This window comes from Bacillus sp. ISL-41 (genome assembly GCF_018613235.1).
Lineage (GTDB): Bacteria > Bacillota > Bacilli > Bacillales > Cytobacillaceae > Mesobacillus.
Genome location: NZ_JAGGQP010000029.1, coordinates 271362 through 291334 on the forward strand (window position 1 = coordinate 271362; position 19973 = coordinate 291334).

Genomic DNA, 19973 nt, shown 5'->3' on the forward strand with positions numbered 1-19973 from the left:
CCCATTGACATTGTCAGTGGGGTTTTCTCAGGCTAATGCCTGCTTTGCATTAAAACTTGCTGATTCATTCTTAAAAACCAACCAGCTTCATTGTTATACCAAGGATACTTTCTTCCACTTTCAATAAAGTCAGAGTGAATTTTCTTATTAAATATACTAACTCTTGCAGTATCATTCATAAGTGAGGCTGCATAACCCACAACCACCCACGGGAAAGGATCTGTATCTCCGAGGTTATACCAGCGATTATGAGTAAAGTTAAATTTATCATAAATACGGTTGCTTAGCACTCCAGTAGACGAAATGACATCAAATACGATTGGGAACAATTGTGATGTACTGTCTGGATACCACTTTTCCCAGTTCGCTTCCTTTTTAGCAGAAGGTGTAATGGCATAATAAAATTCATTTCCATTCCTCATATTTTTTATAATTGCCATCCTGGTGTTTTCAGCCTGAGCCTCATACCAATTTCCACTGTCTTCATCTAAAAAAACACGGTGATATAAAAAGGCCATATCTATTAGTCCTTTATAAACCTCACTGTTATCCATTAAGTACTTAACCTTATAGTTCGGTTTTGCCCATGTCAGGTTATCCTGATCCATCAGCTTGATCATTACCCCGCCAATAATATCGATTTCATATTTATGCTCTTTTAAAAAAGTTAAATCCCCTCCTGACTCAGCAAATGCCCTTGCCAAGCTAATAAAGGTCGCCGCATAGGAATCAGCCGAATCATAATCTTTCATTGAGATTTCGTTAAGAGAATCCTTTAATTGATAATCATAAATGGTCCCATAATATCCCCATCGATCTGGCATATTCAGGTGTTCAAAATACCACTTCATGTATTTTTGAACAGGTTCAATGTGTTTTGGACTGCTTTGTAACAGAGCAGTTGCAGTAAGATTTGCGAAATAAGGATTTATTTTCTCCTGAGACCGGTGCGGACTCATCACTATTGACCCGTTATCCCGCTGCAGTGAAAGAATCCACCTGCTCTCATCCTCTATGTATGCCTGTATTAATTTTTCATTATTGTCCATCCTGGTATTTTTCACTTCTGCTGACACATTATTCCCCACAGGTATAATTAATTGCATCGATAAATAAATACAAATAGATGTAAGAAAAGATGCTTTTATGCAAAATATTTTCGGCATGGCATACATGTCTCCTCTAATAATATATTACAATACTACCATAATTAATTATTTATGGGTAAATATTCCCTCAATATATCTGCAAAGTTTTATAATGGTTAAGTTAACATATTCATAGAGAAACTCGAATGAACATTTCCCAATAAATTGCGCAATTAACATCTGTTTTTATGAATTCTACCAGTAAAATATGTCCCAAACGACTCCGACTCTCAATGAATTGCGCTCCTTCACGGAAGAAATGACTTTTATTCGATAGTTTAATCATTTATTCCAATGGGCACTGATGATGCTTTAAACTTCCGTGAAACCGAAGGTGGTAACTACTGATAGAAAGCCAGCTATGGTGTGAATTAAACATTTTTCTTGAATGGATATAGAGGTTTTTTACTGTGAATGAAAAGGCCTTGGTGGGGTTTGAATATGGATACATGGCATTACCTATCGTGGAAATGGTACGAGGCAGCGGCTAACGACGCTCAAAAGCAAGACGATACTGCCAAAAGGAAACGACTTGATTTTAAAATTACTATAGAATGCAGACTGATAGTTAATGGCAGTGGCAAAAATAAGATCACTATTAGAGTTCGACCACATAAAGCGTTTGGTATTATAATGAAGTAATAGAATTTTATAGAAAAAAATATGGGTAATTTATCACAGATTAACGTAAAATGTCGCTTTTTGTAATATAAACGTAATTTTCCTGTTATTGGTCTGTAACCCCTTTCGATATATACTATGTTTAACATCTAGCAAACGGGGGTAAACAACTTTGTTTAAGAGAATTATAGCTTCTACGATGCTCATCTCACTACTTGCCACTGCCACTCCGTCCATGGATCAAGCTTCAGCTGCTGGAACAGCCTATCATGTAAATGTAAGTTCCGGCTATCTAAATGTAAGGAATCAACCATCACTCTCTGGTAAGGTTTATACTCAATTAGCAAAAGGTTACAATGTAACAGTAACGAGCCAGGGTAATGGATGGGCACGAATTATTTTCAATGGAAAAATCGGATATGTAAGTTCAAAATATATCGCTGCTGGAAGCACTGTAACAAAAGCTTCTACAGTAAGCACTGATTATAAATCAAAAGCAATTTCAATCGCTAAAAGCCAAATGGGTGTCAAATATGTTTGGGGAGGAACAACTTCTAGCGGTTTTGACTGTTCTGGCCTGGTAACTTACGCATTCAAAAATGCTGGATACAACAAACTGCCACGTACTGCCGGAGAAATGTATAATGTAGGTACTAAAGTAACCTCATACAAGCCTGGAGATCTATTATTCTACGCAACTAGCGGCGGAAAGAAAGTCACACACGTTGCGATTTACATCGGCAATGGCCAGATGATCCACGCTGCAACATCTAAAGGCGTATCAATCGCCAGTATCAATAACTCATACTGGAAGCCAAGATTCATCGGCGCTAAAAGACTATAATTAATGAAAGGTGGCTGATTAGCCACCTTTTTTGTATTGTATTTTTTCATTACAATTATTTTAGAAGGCTTCCCCCATTTTACTGCAGAAAGATAAAAGGTGGTGCCTAATTATCATTTAAAATTTTGCATAACGAACATATAACTGGATTGATAAGTTCCTCCATGCTTACGGAAGTCATATCCCTCTATAGAAAGGTATATTTTCTCTTCTGAAAATCCACCTTGGTAGTAGCCTCTTTTTTTATAAAGCATTGTTTCGTCAATTTTCTCTTTATCAAAGGATTTAGGGAGACCAACGTAGGGTTTAAAGTAATTTTGATAAGTACCAAAGATCTTTTCCAAACTGGCTGAAGACGGTGCTGTATTTGAATTCTGATCCACATTAATTACTACACGATTCAGTTTATCATCCTTAAAAGTAAATAAGTATTGCTCATTAGAAAATAGCCCTGTGACTTTTGCAGAGTATACGATTTGGTGATCATTTGTCGCCAATGGCAATCTAATTTCGTCTACTATTGTATAGTTTTCCATTAGCCCTTTTACTTCAGCAGCAGACATATCATATTTTATGTTTGGAAGAAAGAGGTTAAGCACAGAGTAGCTCCCTCTGAATTCAGGATCTAGAGAGCGCGCTATAAACGCAGAGAACTGAGCGCGTGTAACAGAGTCTTTTGGCTTATATGTCCCGTCTTTAAAAATAGACGTAATACCGTTGCCTGCCAACGCTCTAACTGCTGGAAGCAGATCAGCGGGCACATCATTTATTCGGCCAGGATAGGAGCCTTTTAACTTATAAGCATTCACCAAATACTTAGCCATCTCCCCCCTAATTAACACGTCGTTAGGACGGAAAACAGTTGCCTTCGGGATGATGCCTGCTTGTACAAGAGCAGCCACGTCTTTGTAGGCAGGATGAGATGAAGGAAGATCAGAAAACCCTGGGTTGATCAAATTTTGTGTGGACAGTTTCAAAGACCTGTTCATCATCATTGCAGCCTGAGCTTTAGTGACCGGCCGCCCTGGCAAGAACCTTCCATCAGCGTAACCTGCTATAACCTTCAGGTTTTGCAAATAAAGAATTTCTTCAATAGCCCAATAACCACTCGGCACATCCTTAAAATACGATTGCGCATATGCTCTTTCCTTTTCCGTAACACCGTACGAAGCACTAACCATAAACAAAACCAATACAGCCATTAATAACTTCTTCATTTCAGACCCCTTTTCTAATCAACTTATGGAAAATACAACCTGTATATCGGCTGAATTAACAATATATTTAGCCGCGGGGTCAGACCCCCACCACTTTAACGCGTTATTGTCTTGGGGGTCCTTGGGGGTCTGACCCCCGGCGAATTAACGCTTTACTGTGTGGTTGTAGTGTTAAAAACTCCTCTCTAAATGTTCTCTATTTCGAAATTCGACCTATAATTCATTAGGATTTAAATAATAGTCCAAATTACCAAAAACAAACTCTCCTAACAGCATATCCTCCTTTTTACCTGTCATTAACACGCAAGAAAAGAGAAAGTATACTACTATTTTCCCGAATGCTGTCGTTTCTTATCGAGAACATTTTGTGCAAACTCTTTAACTTTTCGTATAGAATTAAATTAACACTATTTGGGAGGAGTTAATTAATATGCCTTTACTTCAGATGAAGGAAGTCTATACGCCACTCAAACTGATTGGGATAAAGGTTTTCAAATGCAAGGAAGGCCATACATATATTAAATTTTGGAACAAACCGCGAAAAAGAATGAGCAACTAAAACGAGCAGACAATAAATGTCTGCTCGTCACATTTTAAACTCTATAAAAATTGCCCGCTGTTTATGATAGACTGCCTTTTGCTGTAACCTGGACTTAAGTTCTTTACATACGGCATCTTCCATTAACACTTCGTTATACTTTTGCAATAATAAATGAAAACGGTATTTTAACTTAAATACAGATTTTAACACATTTTCCCCTCCTTTTTATCACATAAATCGCAGGAGTTCGTGTTCGGAAACTGGCTGACATAGTCATAAAGTCATAACTTTAGTCCCTATAGTTTTGCGTCGCCATTTTTCAATGACTTTGCCCTTTTCGTACGTTTTATGTGTTTTCTATTCTGAAATTACCAAAATTAAACACATTTAGTAAGGGTCTTAAGTCCTATTAAAACTGATATCATTACTAAATTATATTCCCCCTTCCCTCCCTTTAAAAACTCTTTGGACAGAATAAAACCCCAAAATTGAACATAATTATCCTTATGAACTTCCTTATTAAGGGGTGGTGAAGATGAGGAAGAGGCGAAACCAACTGCCCATACTTCCCATACTAATTGGTATTCTCCTAGTTGCTTTTTTATTATTTTGCTTGGAATTTTTTTTAATTAATTCCTCTACTCAAGCTAAAGATATTGTTGAAGAATTTTATCAATATGAACAAAAAGGAAATTTCTCTGATTCATGGGAACTTTTCCATCCTTATATGAAAGAGAGGTTCACTAAGTCCTCATTTATACAGGATCGCGCTCACGTTTTTATTGGCCATTTTGGGGCGGATACTTTTTCGTATGAGATTAGTAAGCCTGTTGAATTTGATAAATGGAAACCTGAAGAGGGCCAGGATAACTTTAGGGATGGTTACAAAATGGTTGTTACTCAGATATATTCAGGTAAGTATGGTAAGTTCAACTTCCAGCAAGAAGTTTATGTTGTAAAGTACAAAGGTAAGTGGGCTATATTGTGGGACTATAATTCTAAATAGCTATTGATCATGAATTACTATTAACAATTATCATAATATATCCGATATAAGTATAGGCAAAATCACTGAAAGGTGATGACGCAAAGCTATAGGGGCCTCTGTCTAAGGGCAAGGCCAGCCAGCTGCCACCAGAGAGAAAAGGAGTATTTTGGATGTCTACTTACCATAGGCTTACACCAGAGGAGAAGCAAAGGAAGAAAAAAAGAAACAAAGTTATAATGTACACTTCCCTCCTAATCTTCTCAGTAGTATTAAGCGCACTCGTAACCATTCTGGCAAACCAAATATAAGAATTCTCAAAGATCCTGGTTACATTCCAGGTCTTTTTATTGTTGAACATCCTTTAACGCTTTAAGGCACTAGGGGTCAGACCCCCAGTGGTTTAAAGCACGAAAGGCCTCCCACTGGGAGGCCTTTCTAGGTATTTCAGATGTTATTCTTGAATGAATGTGTAGATTACTTTGGCGCCTTGTGCGCGGTTTGCTGACACTTTTGGTGAGAATGTGTTGTTAGTGTTGCCAGTCATGAAGCCTAGTTCATAAGCTGCTTCTACTTCTGCAACTAAGCCTTTGCTAATTTTCTTAGCATCTTTATAAGAAGGCTTTTTCGTTACTGTGAAGTCTTCACCCGTTTTCTTTTCATAAGCACGAACGATCATTGCTGCCATTTGTTCACGAGTAATCTCGTTGTTTGCACCAAATTGCTTAGGAGTAAGGTTAGTGATACCGTTTTCGTAAGCAATTTGAACTTCTTTTGCTAAACCTACTGTTCCATCGCTAAGTCCCATCGCACGAACAATCATGGCGATAAATTGGCCGCGAGTCAATTTGTCTTCAGGAGCAAACTCGGAAGCATTTTTACCATTCACTAATCCTTGTTCTACTAAAGACTTAATATATGTTTTTGCCCAGTGGCCTGGTGCAACATCTTTAAACTCATGTGCCTTGCCTGTATCAATGTTCAAGTCATATTTTGCGAATCCACTTGGGTCCATATCAACATAACTAAAGTTGTCATTTTCTCCAACCAGATCCTTCGCATTTGGTGAAGACAAGAAGTATACATTCACATTTCCTTTAATTTCTTTGAAAGTCCAGTTCATATCAGGAGTTGGATCAATAGTGCCTTTTTCAACAACATATGCTGCCACAACTTCCCTGCTGGATTCTGGAGATTTCACGACGATTTCAGAACCTTTAACACCCGGGAATGAACCAGAAGCACGATAGTCGTTTGTTGCCACTACAAATTTCTGTGTTGGATCAACTGGCTTCCCTTCAAATTCCAAGTTCACAATGCGGTTTGCCTTTTCATTTACCAGGTTACCTTTTGTATCGTATTTTGCTGGTTGCAATACATCTACTTGATAAGAAACACCGTCGATTACATCAAAATTGTAAGAACGGTAATCACTATTAATGATGTTTTGTTCTTCCATTGTACCTTTTTTAATCTGGTTAAATTGACCTGCTGTCATCTCAAGCCATTCTTTTAACTGTGCACCATTTATAACAATCGCATTTAAAACGTTATTGTCATACAGGTACAGGTCAGCAGCATTCTTAATTTGAAGCGGTCCTGCAGGAATATCAGTGTAGTAATCAACATTATCACGAGTACCTGCTTTGAATGGAGCTGCCGCTGAAAGAACCGGAAGTCCTTCAAATTCAGTACCTTGGATTGCATTTTCTGTATACCACTTTTGTGCTGCGTTCAGAACTTGCATTGCTTCATTATCTTTTACTTGAGAGAAGTAACTGTTGATTGGAGCAGTTGTCTGTCCAAGTTCACCCTTCATGTACTCAATAGTAGCTTCGTGTTCGTGTTTAACAGCCTCGATTACATCCTGGTCAGCATCAGCATGTGAATGAGTTCCGGTGGAATCTTTTACATAAATCTGGCGAGTGGAGCTTTGAGAATCTGTGATAGCCCACTTTCCGTCTTTCTTTTCTAAAGTCATATCAATCAAGCCAAGGTTGTCTCCCCACATGCCTGCTTGTACAGTTGCAACTCCGTTTAGAGTTCCTTTTTCAATATCTGCGCCCGGAACTTCTGCATACTTTTTACTTGGGAAGGTTGCATGTGAGTGGCCGAACAGGATTGCGTCAATCCCCTCTACATTGCTTAGATTATATACAGCATTCTCTTCATTTGTTCCATTTGCAGTTGCATCGATACCCGAGTGCGGAATTGCAACAATCAATTCAGCGCCTTCAGCTTTCATTTCAGGAACAAATTTCTTTGCTGTTTCAACTATGTCCTTAGCGATTACTTTACCGCCAATGCGCTGGGCATCCCATGTAGTAATTTGCGGAGGTACGAAGCCAATTACCCCTACCTTCAATGTGTGTTTCTCGCCATCTTCATCTGTCACTTCTTTATCCAGGATGATATAAGGAGTGAAGGCATTCTTGTCATTTGTTTCATCTTGATCCTGATCATCAATATAAACGTTTGAGTTAACGTAAGGGAATGCTGCTCCCTTAAGTGTACGGTCAAGGAATTCAAGTCCATAGTTGAACTCGTGGTTACCAAGGTTTCCTGCATCATATCCCAATAGGTTCATAGCTTTATAAACTGGGTGCACTTCCCCATTTTCCAGCTTATTAACCTTAGCCACATAATCACCCATAGGGCTTCCCTGAATCAGGTCGCCATTATCAAAAAGCAGACTGTTGTCAGCTTCTTCTTTGGCTTTCTTGATAAGTGTTGCAGTTTTAGCAAAGCCAAAAGTCAGTGACTCTTTATCCTGGTAGTAATCATAGTTCATCATGTTGGAGTGCAGGTCAGTAGTTTCTAGTATTCTTAACTGAACTACATCTTCGTTTACCGCTGCATATGAAATGGCAGGTGTTGCTTGTGGTATAATCAACCCCATCGCCAATGCAGTTGCAACTATCTTTTTCATCTTCTTCAAGGCTCTTCCCCCTAAAATTGAAATCGCTTGCATAGATATTTTAGCCTATAGCTCTCCAAAAATCTAATAATTATTTTTAAATTTAATAATACTTTTACAAATCACGAAACAGATAGACAAAAAATATCCATAATATATTACCCCATTAACGCGCCGGGGGTCAGACCCCCAGCGCGTTAATGTGGTAAATCCTCTATCTACGATATGGTATTTAATAGAGGGCTTACTATTATTTACCTGATTAAAAGGGTGATGGAAATTGATAGAATTATAGGGGTATTTGGTATTTATTGTTTTCAAGGAGGAAAATTACTAAGAGAGAAGGGCGAATATGGTTAGAAAGTTTATTTCTTTGTTTTTAACTATTTTATTAGTTGTTAATATAATGCCGATTGGGAGTGTTTTTGCAGAGGCAGATATTACTGCACCCGTTTTAGTAAGCGTAACTGTGGATAAAAAAGAAGCTGTTTCCGGAGATTATATTAGAGTAAGTGTAAAAGCAACTGACGATGTTGCCATTCAATATGTTTCAGCTTACTACAAGAAGCCTATCACAGGAAATTCTCTTTCTCTCTCACTTTATTACAATAGTGCAAGGGATGCTTATGAGGGAACTATTCCCATTAACTCTTCTTCCGAAGCAGGAACCTATAATTTATATTCTATTTCCATAACGGATACATCCTATAACTCGACAAGCATCAGTACGTACAATGACCCTGAAATTCAGTTGCCCGCTGGGAGCTTCACCGTATCAGGGACTAATGCTGATGTTACAAAACCAGTCTTGGAAAGTATAAGTATCGATAGAAAGGAAGCTATTCCGGGTGATTACGTTAGAGTAAGTGTAAAGGCAACTGACGATGTTGCCATTCAATATGTTTCAGCTTACTACAAGAAGCCTATCACGGGAAATTCTCTTTCTCTCTCACTTTATTACAATAGTGCAAGGGATGCTTATGAGGGGACTATTCCCATTAACTCTTCTTCCGAAGCAGGAACCTACAATTTATATTCTATTTCCATAACAGATACATCCTATAACTCGACAAGTATCAGTACGTACAATGACCCTGAAATTCAGTTGCCCGCTGGGAGCTTCACCGTATCAGGGACTAAAGCTGATGTTACAAAACCAGTCTTGGAAAGTATAAGTATAGATAGAAAGGAAGCTATTCCGGGTGATTACGTTAGAGTAAGTGTAAAGGCAACTGACGATGTTGCCATTCAATATGTTTCAGCTTACTACAAGAAGCCTATCACCGGAAATTCTCTTTCTCTCTCACTTTATTACAATAGTGCAAGGGATGCTTATGAGGGGACTATTCCCATTAACTCTTCTTCCGAAGCAGGAACCTATAATTTATATTCTATTTCCATAACGGATACATCCTATAACTCGACAAGCATCAGTACGTACAATGACCCTGAAATTCAGTTGCCCGCTGGAAGTTTTACTGTTTATACAGAGAATAATCCTCCTTTATTCAACAACCTGTCTGTTGATAAAACAACTGTTGATTCAGGTGACATTATTACCTTCACTATAAAAGCAACAGACGATACAAATTTACAAAGCGCTAAAGTCAATTTAATTTCACCAATAAGCAAGACAAAACATACCGTTAATCTCTCTTACTACAATTCGGAGTTTATCGGAAAGCTCTCTATCAATAGCAATTCTGAAGTAGGAAAATGGATTGTCGATTCCGTCGAAATCACAGATACAAATGCCAATACACTTAAGGTAAATGCTGTGGAAGCTGATTTAACAACTGGAGAATTCAATGTCCTGCAATCCATTTCGCCAATCGACAGCTATGCTGTTACAAGTAATGAAACATGGTCAAATAAAACTGTAAACAATGATGTATATATTGCCCCAGGTTCTGTTTTAACGATCAGCAGCAATGTTACCATCACAGGGAATGTCTATGTTCTGGGAGGCCTAAAGGTAAACGGCGGCTTAACAGTGAATGGAAGTCTCTATGCAAACTATATGACTTTCGGATACTACTATCCTTCAGACGGACAAGCTATCCTGTCTGGGTCCAATAGTGTTTCCAGCATCAAGGTTTCGAATCGAATTTTAACAGAAGTTCCATTCAAGCTGTATGACGCCCCACTTGTGAGTAAAAACGGCAAAGTGAATGTTACAGGTGCAACTCTGCCTTTTGTAAATGTCTCTGTCAACGGCCAGGAATTGACTTTAAAGAGCAATGGGTCATTCAGACTGGATGACTTTGCTGCTGGAGAGAACATCGAATTCACTGTTACCGACCCTTATGGTTACGAATATTCCTATTCTTATTCGGTAGCTGAAATCTATGTAGATGAGCTAACAAAGCTTTCTACGGAGGCAACAGGGAAAACACATCCGAATTCTCTGGTAAAAATAAAGAATACCGGCAATCTAGTAGGATCCGGCAAATCAGACGAAGAAGGCAAATTTTATATACCTGTCAGCAATCTAATTGAAAATAGTAATTTGACATTTGAAGTTTACGATTTTCAAAATATCCTTACAGCTTCAAAAGAAGTCATTGTTAAGGACTTGACTGCTCCTGAACAACCGGTCATAGATGAGTTTGCTGATAACTCTACTGCCATAACTGGAAAAGCTGAAGCTGATTCCACTGTTTATGTAAAAAATGGAACAGATATTATGGCACAAGGTAAAGCGGATTCAACCGGAGGGTTTAATTTTGGAATAAAGAATCAAAAAGCAGGTACAGAATTAATAGTTTACGCACAAGATCCATCAGGTAACAAATCCAACGAAGTCAAGATGACCGTTTTGGATAAGACAGCTCCGGAAAAACCTAGTGTGAACGAAGTGACTAGTCTGTCACAGTCTATTACGGGAAACGCTGAACCAGGAACAACCATAACGGTAACTGCTGATGGAGTGGTGCTTGATACAACGACCGCTGACTCAGCCGGGAATTTTACAATAGCAATCAACCAGCAAAAAGCCGGAACTATCCTGGAAATCACAACTGCCGACATAGCCGGAAACAGCAGTGCAGCAATCAGTGTTACTGTAACAAACAGCTTTACTGATGTTTTACAAAACCAGCGTTTTCAAGAGGAAATCAAATTCCTTTCTGATAAAAATATAATTACTGGGTTCCCGGACGGAACTTTCAGGCCATCCGATACAGTTACCCGCGCACAAGCTGCCATCATGATCGGCCGTGCATTGGGGCTTGAAGGAACACAAAGAGAAACAACGTTTAAGGATGTACATCAATCTCAGGTGGCTTCTGGTTTTATAGCCTCTGCTGTGGAAAAGGGCATCATCGCCGGTTTTCCTGATAATAGCTATCGACCTAACGAACCTGTAACAAGAGGCCAGATGGCCATTTTTATTGCGAGAGCTTTTGACCTTAAAGAAGAATCAGAATCATCCTTCTCAGACGTGCCTGCTAGCAGTGCGGCCTATGTTTATATAAAACGCATTTTGGCTGAATCTATTACAACAGGCTATCCTGATGGAACCTTCAAACCATCAAAAGAATTAATTCGTTCGGACTTCTCAGCCTTCATGGCACGAGCCCTTGATGATCGATTCAAGATAAGTCAATAAGCAAGAATCAGTCTCCCCTATTGGCACAGGGGAGATATTTTTATGTCGAAACTCAATAAATTCTACCTCCATGCTTTTACATTTTTTTCACAAGGATTTAGATATAGTGAAATTGTAACTATATTCCAAGGAGGTATTCGATGAAAAACAAGAAATTTCTGTCTGTACTCACCACCGCCTGTTTAACCGCAAGTATTCTTTCAGTTCCTACAATTGGCGCAGCAAAGCCCAAGACCACACCAATCACCCAGAGTGAAATTAAAATTGAATCAACCAAACTTCTAAACTATCAAGGCAAGCAAATTAAAATTGTCAGAGATTCATATGGGGTGCCGCATATCTATGCTGGAACGGATCATGCTCTATTTTTCGGAACAGGGTATGCCATGGCAGAGGACAGGCTATGGCAGGCGGAGCTCTCGAGGATTGTCGCAAGCGGACGTATGGCAGAGGTCTTTGGTAATACGGCCAACAACCTCGCTCAAGATAAAGTCATCCGCCGGGATGGCTATACGAATGAAGAGGCAATGGAGCAGTTCCGCAAGCTGCCTAAGTATGTCCAGCGAGGCATGCTTGGCTATATCAAAGGGATTAACCACTACATAGAAACCACACCAGCTGCCGCCCTGCCTCCCGAATTCCGCGGTGTGAAACCGGCTAAATGGACGATTTTGGATTCATTAAAAGTACAGCAGTTAATGGTTCGCAGATTTGGCGAAAGCGGTGGCGGAGAAGCTGGTAATAGCACTCTGCTTGCAAAGCTGCAAACAAAGTTCGGAGCCGAGAAAGGCACTGAAATCTTTAAAATCATATATCCGCAAAACGACGCTTCTGCCCCTGTTTCGCTATATTCAGAAGCCGATAAAACCGTTAAAAAAGCCGGGAAACTGACTGATTCAGTTAATTTTCCAAAAAGCGATATTGTCGCAGAACAGCTCCAAAAAGAACAACAAATGAAAATCGATATTGAGAAATCCTATGGTTTCCCACACAAAGGAGGCAGCAACGCCTGGGTTATCAGTCCTTCACACAGCGAGTCAGGTGGGACATTGCTTCTTGGCGGACCGCAAATGGGCTTCTCAGTTCCGCAAATAGCACACGAGGTCGGTATTCATGGCGCAGGCTATAACTCAGTCGGTATGGCTTTTGCGGGTGCCGGTCCTATTCCATTGATCGGCAGGGGGAATGACTTTGCCTGGACAACGACAACAGGCATGGGAGACCAGATTGATACCTTCATTTTAAAAATAAACCCTGACAATCCTGATCAGTACCTCTTTAATGGAAAGTGGGCTAACTTTGAAGTTCGTACAGAAAAAATAAAAGTTGCGGGTCAAAGTACAGTGGATTATAAAGTTTACCGCAGTGTCCATGGTCCGGTCATCTTCAAAGATAATCAAGTTGCCTATGCCCAAAGGCGTGCGCATTGGGGCCAGGAAATTAACGCCATGACAGGTTTCTATGACTTTAACCGCAGCAGGAATGTAAAGCAATTTGAAAAAGCTGCCCAGAAAATCCCGACCTCTCATAATTTCTTATACTCTGACAAACAGGGGAACATTGGATATTGGATCACGGGACAAAACGCGGTTCGCGCGGAAGGAACAGACAACCGCCTGCCTATGCTGGGCGATGGCTCACAGGAATGGAAAGGAATTGCAGATTTTAGCACCCTGCCGCAAGCGATTAATCCATCCCAGGGATATGTAGCAAACTGGAACAATAAACCGAGCGCTGATTGGGTACAGACAGAAGCATTGTTTGGCCCAACCCATCGGGTAAAGTTTTTGCAGGACCAGCTTGACTCTATTAAAAAGGTCAGTTGGTCTGACATGGAGGACATCAACAAAAAAGCTGGCCATATTGATTTAAGTGCGTATTCGTTTAAGGATTTATTGCTCGGAAAATTAAAAAAACAAAAGCAGCTTCCTGCAGATGTTCATCGTGCAAGCAAATTGGTTGAAGCTTGGGAAATGTACCAATGGGATGCAAACGGAGATAATCTGTATGATGATCCTGGTTTGACTCTTTACAGGAGCTGGTTCAACCAGGTTAAAACCTCAGTATTCAAAGAACTGCAGGGAATCGGCGGAGATACTAACGATCTTCTATATCATGTTCTTAAAGCCGATGAGAAAGAATTAAAGACGAAGTACAGTTTCTTGGGAGATATTGATTTGGATCAAATTGTTTTGGAGAGCCTGGCGTACACCATTAAAAACCCTGCTGCCGCTCACCAAGGAAAAGACATGAGCTTATGGCTGACACCAGCATCTAAAATCAACTTCCAGCAGCTTGGCGGCCGTGGCGTAGAGCCGATTTTATATATGAACCGCGGAACCTACAACCAGATTGTTGAGTTCAGCAAGAAAGACAGCAAAAGCGTCAACATCCTGCCGCCAGGACAAAGCGGCAATCCAATGTCACCCCACTTCGACGACCAAAGACTACTCTACGCTAACTGGGAGTACAAACCAATGATATTGGATATCCTGAAACAAAATAAAAAATAACAAAAAAGCTTTAGCGAATTAACGCGCCGGGGGTCTGACCCCCGGCGCGTTAATTTGTTAAAACCTTTTGGATTATAAGTTACTCGATCTCAAACTCTACCCCTAAACGGAACTCGCTGTCTTCTTGTCCATTATTTCTGGTGAATGCTTTCAGCACTTTGTATGTCCCTTTGCTTAGTCCGTTTAATCTCACATGCTCCAAATGTAGTGAAAAGGGTGGCAAGCTAAGCAACTGATCAGCGAACGACTTGTCTTGCTTTTCCTGAACCCATCCCGAGTTTGTTTTTCTGTAGACTTGATAATAGGTACCGGTTTCATACTGGCTCATGCCGAGGTTTTCGTAATAAATACTTGCTGTCTCTCCTCCTTTATAAACCTGCTTAGATGCTGTTGCAATCATATTATTTTGGTCCGACGGTGTATAAAGGGGAAAATAATTTTCTGCAGTGATTTTACCGTGTGCATCCATCAGCGCCAGACGATAAAAATAAAACTTCTTTTCTCCTTCTGGTATATTAACGGCGGTCTTCATTCCATTTGTAACGGCCTTTGATTCTAGAATTTCGATCTTACTTCCATTAAAGTTCCACTTCCCAAGCTCGACGACAAGTTTTTCTCCCTTCTTCAAATTGACAGTAAGCCCTTTAAAAGATTCTCCTGCTTTTACCTCAATTGGCCTGCCCATATTATAGAAACTCTCATTAATAAAATATTCATATGTACCTTTTGAATGCATAAGATTACTCACTCTTGTTGAATAGCTATCCAGCCTATTTATCTGCATTTCTCCCACGTATCTTGGAGCTTTTTCAACCATGGTTGACTCCCGCGATGAGACCTTATCTATTTGTTGACAACCGCTAACGATAGTAATGGATAAAAGTATTATGATGCTGAAACTTTTCACAGTTATAACCTCCTTCTATTTATCACCATCCATAGTCATTGCAACAGTACGGTTAATAAATAGACGGTTTTGATTGGAGCTTGTTACAAGTTTGAAGTTATTATTTTGGAAGTCGGCAGTTAATTCTAATTCTGTGACAACCTTCGTGTGGAGATATGAAAGTAATTTAGAACCTAACCACTCCGATTAACCTCCACCAATTCCTTGCTAGCAATGTACTCCTATTCAAGCCTTAATTTAAGTTTTTCATATAAGGTGTTTTTTCGAGCTTGAAAAACTACCGATTGCTGTAGAAAGCTCACTATAATGCTAAAGGGCCTGATAGCCACAAAAAACCCCACTCAATTGAGCAGGGTTTCTACACTTATTTCATTTCGAACCATATTTGGTCAGCCCAGTTTCTTTTCCATACAAGAAGTGGAGCTTCATCATCTTCATCTACCACAAAAGCAGCCATTCCTTCGAATTCTTGACCATTATAAAGTTCTGTACGTAAATCTGGCTCTGGAACATCAATATAAAAATAATCATACAATTCGCCGTTCTTTTTAACTGCATCAATATTAATATAATCTAAGTCAAATGGCTGATTGTCAGATTTTATCAATTTAAAATAGAAAGCAGCGAGTACGTATTTTTTCCCTGCTGGTGCTGGCTGATTATATGGTTTGGCTTGCTTGATAAACTCCCAAGCCATGTCACCATCTGTGATCACATCTGTAATTCCGATTTGATAGTGTCTATACCCATTCCAATCTTCACCTTTAAATTCCCACAACTCTCCTACAGATGCCGGATTAGTCATAGAATTTTCTCTTAAATCCTCATTCAAGGTCCTTGCTAGGAATGCAGAAAACTGTACACGGTTTACTTCCTGGTTCGGACTGAAAGTCGTTTCACTTGTTCCGTATGTAATATCATTAGCTGCTAGTGCCTGGACAAACTTGTAAGCCCAGTGGTTTGATGGTACATCATAGAATTGCTTGGTTGAAACTCCAGTCAAATTATAAGCTTTGGCTAAAATAGAGGCCATTTCAGCTCTTGTGACTGTCTTGCCAGGATCAAAAGTACGGTTTTTTACCAAGTGGGAAAATAAGCCTTCATCCATTAGAGTAGCTACAAGCGAATAATATTTATTACCTGGCTTAATATCTGTTAGGTTAGGATTTGGCCGATTAGTTTCACTATATCCTTTTGCCCGTTGGATCATTAAGGCCACTTGAATACGAGAAAGCTTATCGTTTGGCCTGAAAGTTCCATCAGAATAACCATTAATAATCTTTTGTGAAATGAGATACTGGATTTCTTCTTCTGCCCAATAATTCTGTGGAATGTCACGGAATCCTGCTGCGGCAGTAGTTACTTTTACCTCCTTAACTCCTGATGCTGAAACCATTGAAAATGAACTTAATACTAGAACAAGTACTAACAAAGATGACAGTAGTTTTTTCATCTTTACTCCTCCTTTCCCAAATATAACCTATTCACTTAATTCCATAAAAATCCTTTTATTTATGTAGAATTATCCAAAAATGGTATTAAAGTCCTATGATGACCGTACTAAAATACCGCATTTAAAATAATATGAACAACAATTCCCATTAAGTAGCCGATAGACAATAAAATATAAACGGCCTTAGCCCCTTTTATATGGGCTAAGGCCGTTTAATTAACCTGACTCTTTATCCCTTTAAAGCACCGGGGGTCTGACCCCCACCGATGTGCTGCGTTAAAGGGATTGTGCAGGGAAATGGATAATTTACACAGTAAATACTTTCTACTTTTGTTTTTTTACTGCCATGATATATATAAAAGCCAAAATAGTGAACAACAAAAACAAGACAACAGCTTCGACATACTTAGTTAAATAGTGGGATAGTTGCCGTATTAAAAAATGAGAGGGCGGCTCCGGAATTGGCTCTTTACGCACTTCTGCATATTTAACATGTTCGACTGTATCGCCCCCTAATGCTGGTTCCAGTCCATATTCTCCCTCAGTCAGCCAAACTTCAATTACATCGCCTACTGCAATATCCATCCTCTTTCCCCCGGTATACTCATTAGCTTGCCAGGACGGTATATACCAGTAAAACACTTCTATTATCGACTTTTCCATCAAATCATCAGACCCTTTAATCAAGTGATCCACTCTTAAACTCATTCTGCGAATTTGCTGCGGGTATTCTTCATCCTGGGATGTATCCTTAAATTTTTCATCAGCGGTGACAGTCCCGATCAGATGTAAAGGCGCTTCCTTTTTTCTCTCCTCTACTTCAGTCGGAGGAGGTGCCGTCAACCCAGTAGACGTCACTAGAATTATTCCAACAGTCAATATGAGGCATAATAAAATTACCATTTTCTTCATTTATCTGAACACCTCTCTCTGATTAATGGATCGGACCGGCATGAAGCTAGGGCTCACCTCTATATAATACATAGACGTACTATTTTGGAGAGACGTTTCAGAGGAGTTAATGATATAACCATATTCACTTTACCGTATTAACGTGTCGGGGGTCTGACCCCCACCGCTTTAACGCTGTACACTATTGAAACAGGCACCATCCTAATGGATAGTGCCTGTTTTCGATTTAAACGGATTGTTTATTCTTTGCAATTAATTTATACGTTTATGCCATTCCCAGGCGGTTGCAATAATATTTTCAAGACCCCTTTCTGCCTTCCATCCAAGTGACTGTTGTATTTTTTTAGAGGAGGCTACAAGTCTTGCCGGGTCGCCGGCTCTTCTTTCAGACATGACAACATTGGCTTTGCGGCCAGTCACCTTTTCACAAGTATTGATTACTTCTTTGACAGAATATCCCTGCCCGTTACCCAAGTTATAAACGGCTGTTTTAGTCTTTCCGCTCAACAGAGATTCCAATGCCGCAATATGTGCGCTTGCCAGGTCGGTTACATGGATATAGTCACGAATGCAGGTACCATCTGGTGTGTCATAGTCATCCCCAAAGATGGAAATTTGCTTGCGCTGACCAAGCAAATGCTGCAGGATAATTGGAATTAAGTGTGTTTCAGGGTCATGCATTTCACCAATGTTTCCGGAAGAGCTTGCACCCGCAGCGTTAAAATACCTAAGCACCACATAGCGCAGTTCATAGGCCGAAGCGAAATCCGCCAAAATGTTTTCCACCATCAGCTTGGATTGTCCATAAGGGTTGATTGGTACGGTTGGACTTTCCTCGCTGATCATGTCTGCGTCCGGAATTCCGTATGTTGCCGCTGTCGATGAGAAAATAAAGTTTTTCACTCCGTACTTCAACATTACTTTTAATAGCGTAAGGGTTGCTGCCACATTATTTTCATAGTATTTTAACGGATCAATAACTGATTCTCCTACCATGCTGTTCGCCGCAAAATGCATGACACCTTTAATAGGATATTTGCTAAAAACAGTCTCCAAATCCTCCTGACTTCCAAGATCCCCTTTTACAAAAATCGCCCGGGAATCAACCGATCTCTCATGCCCAGTTGAGAGATTATCCAATACAACAACCTCGTGCGATTTAACCAGTTCCTCAACAAGATGACTGCCAATATAGCCAGCCCCGCCAACAACTAAAATCATACAATTATCTCCCTCTAATTCAATCTGTACCCATAGTTTACTATAAACAAAGTGACAGGCACCACCCAATAATTGGGTGGTGCCTGTCATGCTTTATAGAACCTCTTCCCATCCATCTGATGTAAGAGCCATAAACCTTTCTTTATCCTTCATTTCCAGTGCGAGGTCAATTTCTTCTGTTCTCTTTTTTTCCAGGAATTCCTGTTGGACTTTTTTGATGACAGCGTTGGCGCCTTTTGTGTATCTGGTTCTCTCCTGGTTTAAAAGGTGTTGCGTGTTATCTTCCAAACTCACAGCGTCGTGATACAAGTCAATAAATTCTTCTGGTTTATAAAAATTAGGCTTTTTATCATTGTTCATCATCAACACCTCTTCCCGATTGTTATATTAATTTCTATTTACCCACAATTTGCCTATAATTAAACGTGCCTGATAACTTCCTTTTATTTGAAAATCACCAGGCACGCAAAATTTTCTCTTCGGATATACTGATTCAGCCCTTCTCCCTTAATAATCCGCAGCATTTTTAGGTTCTGGAAAATCACTTAATGGGCTTTGGGTGATTTTTAGCAATAAGTCGGTTGCTTTTATTCCGGTAAAGCTCCTAAGATTTAATTGAAACTACATTTCCCTTTCCTCTACAAATCTCATCATTTCCTGATCGATTATTCGAACCACTTCAGGACTGCTGTACATAGTTAATACTACTTCCTTTAAATCGTCTTCTATATGTATTTCAGCAACTATCCGGATTTCTGCCTCCGCCCCTTTATATGACACCGGAAAGGTTCCAATCTCATTAAGTTCATGGTCTTTCTTCATGCCCTCGATTTCAGACTGGATAAAATCGATTTGCTCGCCAGTAAAGCCCTGATCGAGAACCTGTGACAACTCCTCAAAAAAAGGAACCACATTCTCAAGATCAAAGTTCATCCCCGCAGCTAGTTGTTCCCCCTGATTAACAGTATCTCTCCTCTTAACAAACAACACATAAACTCCCCCAGCAATCACCAGCAATAGTACTAGACCAAGTAGAGTTTCCATCCAAATCATCCTCCATAAACTTCACCGCGTTAAACGGGTG

At 39.7% G+C, this 19973-nt stretch carries 13 protein-coding genes and 2 riboswitches; of the genes, 4 read left to right on the plus strand and 9 right to left on the minus strand.

The annotated features are described in order from the left end of the window. Positions 1–32: 32 nt before the first annotated feature. Positions 33–1166 (minus strand): glucosidase family protein, encoded by a 1134-nt coding sequence (locus tag J7I80_RS15410; protein WP_214739206.1) that lies wholly within the window; start codon positions 1164–1166, stop codon positions 33–35. Positions 1167–1941: 775 nt separating this feature from the next. Between J7I80_RS15410 and J7I80_RS15415 the strand changes: the two genes are divergently transcribed. Then, positions 1942–2613 (plus strand): C40 family peptidase, encoded by a 672-nt coding sequence (locus tag J7I80_RS15415; RefSeq protein ID WP_214739207.1) that lies wholly within the window; start codon positions 1942–1944, stop codon positions 2611–2613. A 113-nt stretch (positions 2614–2726) separates the two neighbouring features. On the opposite strand, the gene J7I80_RS15420 is transcribed toward J7I80_RS15415, so the two are convergent. Continuing rightward, positions 2727–3830, minus strand: coding sequence for an S-layer homology domain-containing protein (locus J7I80_RS15420; protein ID WP_214739208.1), 1104 nt, complete (start codon positions 3828–3830; stop codon positions 2727–2729). Positions 3831–4623: 793 nt separating this feature from the next. Beyond that, positions 4624–4714: riboswitch (cyclic di-GMP riboswitch) on the minus strand. A 192-nt stretch (positions 4715–4906) separates the two neighbouring features. Between J7I80_RS15420 and J7I80_RS15425 the strand changes: the two genes are divergently transcribed. Continuing rightward, positions 4907–5377: a hypothetical protein gene (locus J7I80_RS15425; protein ID WP_214739209.1), complete on the plus strand. Its 471-nt coding sequence runs from the start codon at positions 4907–4909 to the stop codon at positions 5375–5377. A gap of 45 nt (positions 5378–5422) precedes the next feature. Beyond that, a riboswitch (cyclic di-GMP riboswitch) is annotated at positions 5423–5507 on the plus strand. A 303-nt stretch (positions 5508–5810) separates the two neighbouring features. Here J7I80_RS15425 and J7I80_RS15430 read toward each other — a convergent pair. Next, a complete protein-coding gene (locus J7I80_RS15430; protein WP_251027801.1) occupies positions 5811–8285 on the minus strand; it encodes a bifunctional 2',3'-cyclic-nucleotide 2'-phosphodiesterase/3'-nucleotidase in 2475 nt (824 codons plus the stop codon). A gap of 340 nt (positions 8286–8625) precedes the next feature. On the opposite strand from J7I80_RS15430, the gene J7I80_RS15435 reads away from it, so the two are divergent. After that, a complete protein-coding gene (locus J7I80_RS15435; protein WP_214739211.1) occupies positions 8626–11883 on the plus strand; it encodes an Ig-like domain-containing protein in 3258 nt (1085 codons plus the stop codon). A 140-nt stretch (positions 11884–12023) separates the two neighbouring features. Next, positions 12024–14396: a penicillin acylase family protein gene (locus J7I80_RS15440; RefSeq protein ID WP_214739212.1), complete on the plus strand. Its 2373-nt coding sequence runs from the start codon at positions 12024–12026 to the stop codon at positions 14394–14396. Between the two features lie 79 nt (positions 14397–14475). Here J7I80_RS15440 and J7I80_RS15445 read toward each other — a convergent pair whose 3' ends face one another. The 6 genes from J7I80_RS15445 to J7I80_RS15470 form a co-directional block, all read right to left on the minus strand. After that, positions 14476–15213 carry an immunoglobulin-like domain-containing protein gene (locus J7I80_RS15445; protein WP_214739213.1) on the minus strand — a complete coding sequence of 246 codons (738 nt, stop codon included), beginning with the start codon at positions 15211–15213 and terminating at the stop codon, positions 14476–14478. Between the two features lie 454 nt (positions 15214–15667). Then, a complete protein-coding gene (locus J7I80_RS15450) occupies positions 15668–16756 on the minus strand; it encodes an S-layer homology domain-containing protein (protein ID WP_214739214.1) in 1089 nt (362 codons plus the stop codon). 324 nt (positions 16757–17080) lie between these two features. Further along, positions 17081–17668 carry a hypothetical protein gene (locus J7I80_RS15455; RefSeq protein WP_214739215.1) on the minus strand — a complete coding sequence of 196 codons (588 nt, stop codon included), beginning with the start codon at positions 17666–17668 and terminating at the stop codon, positions 17081–17083. A gap of 252 nt (positions 17669–17920) precedes the next feature. Continuing rightward, positions 17921–18889 carry a UDP-glucose 4-epimerase GalE gene (galE, locus tag J7I80_RS15460; RefSeq protein ID WP_214739216.1) on the minus strand — a complete coding sequence of 323 codons (969 nt, stop codon included), beginning with the start codon at positions 18887–18889 and terminating at the stop codon, positions 17921–17923. Between the two features lie 93 nt (positions 18890–18982). Further along, entirely contained in the window at positions 18983–19249 is a 267-nt protein-coding gene (locus J7I80_RS15465) for an IDEAL domain-containing protein (RefSeq protein ID WP_214739217.1), read from the minus strand. 261 nt (positions 19250–19510) lie between these two features. Beyond that, on the minus strand, positions 19511–19933 hold the full coding sequence (locus J7I80_RS15470) for a hypothetical protein (protein ID WP_214739218.1): 423 nt from the start codon (positions 19931–19933) through the stop codon (positions 19511–19513). Positions 19934–19973 lie beyond the last annotated feature (40 nt).

Bases quoted from the DNA above. Each gene is read 5' to 3' on its own strand.
- J7I80_RS15435 (WP_214739211.1), top strand. From the start codon at position 8,626: ATGGTTAGAAAGTTTATTTCTTTGTTTTTAACTATTTTATTAGTTGTT.
- J7I80_RS15450 (WP_214739214.1), bottom strand. From the start codon at position 16,756: ATGAAAAAACTACTGTCATCTTTGTTAGTACTTGTTCTAGTATTAAGT.
- J7I80_RS15455 (WP_214739215.1), bottom strand. From the start codon at position 17,668: ATGAAGAAAATGGTAATTTTATTATGCCTCATATTGACTGTTGGAATA.
- J7I80_RS15470 (WP_214739218.1), bottom strand. From the start codon at position 19,933: ATGGAAACTCTACTTGGTCTAGTACTATTGCTGGTGATTGCTGGGGGA.
- J7I80_RS15445 (WP_214739213.1), bottom strand. From the start codon at position 15,213: ATGGTTGAAAAAGCTCCAAGATACGTGGGAGAAATGCAGATAAATAGG.
- J7I80_RS15440 (WP_214739212.1), top strand. From the start codon at position 12,024: ATGAAAAACAAGAAATTTCTGTCTGTACTCACCACCGCCTGTTTAACC.
- J7I80_RS15465 (WP_214739217.1), bottom strand. From the start codon at position 19,249: ATGAACAATGATAAAAAGCCTAATTTTTATAAACCAGAAGAATTTATT.
- J7I80_RS15420 (WP_214739208.1), bottom strand. From the start codon at position 3,830: ATGAAGAAGTTATTAATGGCTGTATTGGTTTTGTTTATGGTTAGTGCT.
- galE (WP_214739216.1), bottom strand. From the start codon at position 18,889: ATGATTTTAGTTGTTGGCGGGGCTGGCTATATTGGCAGTCATCTTGTT.
- J7I80_RS15425 (WP_214739209.1), top strand. From the start codon at position 4,907: ATGAGGAAGAGGCGAAACCAACTGCCCATACTTCCCATACTAATTGGT.
- J7I80_RS15430 (WP_251027801.1), bottom strand. From the start codon at position 8,285: ATGAAAAAGATAGTTGCAACTGCATTGGCGATGGGGTTGATTATACCA.
- J7I80_RS15410 (WP_214739206.1), bottom strand. From the start codon at position 1,166: ATGCCGAAAATATTTTGCATAAAAGCATCTTTTCTTACATCTATTTGT.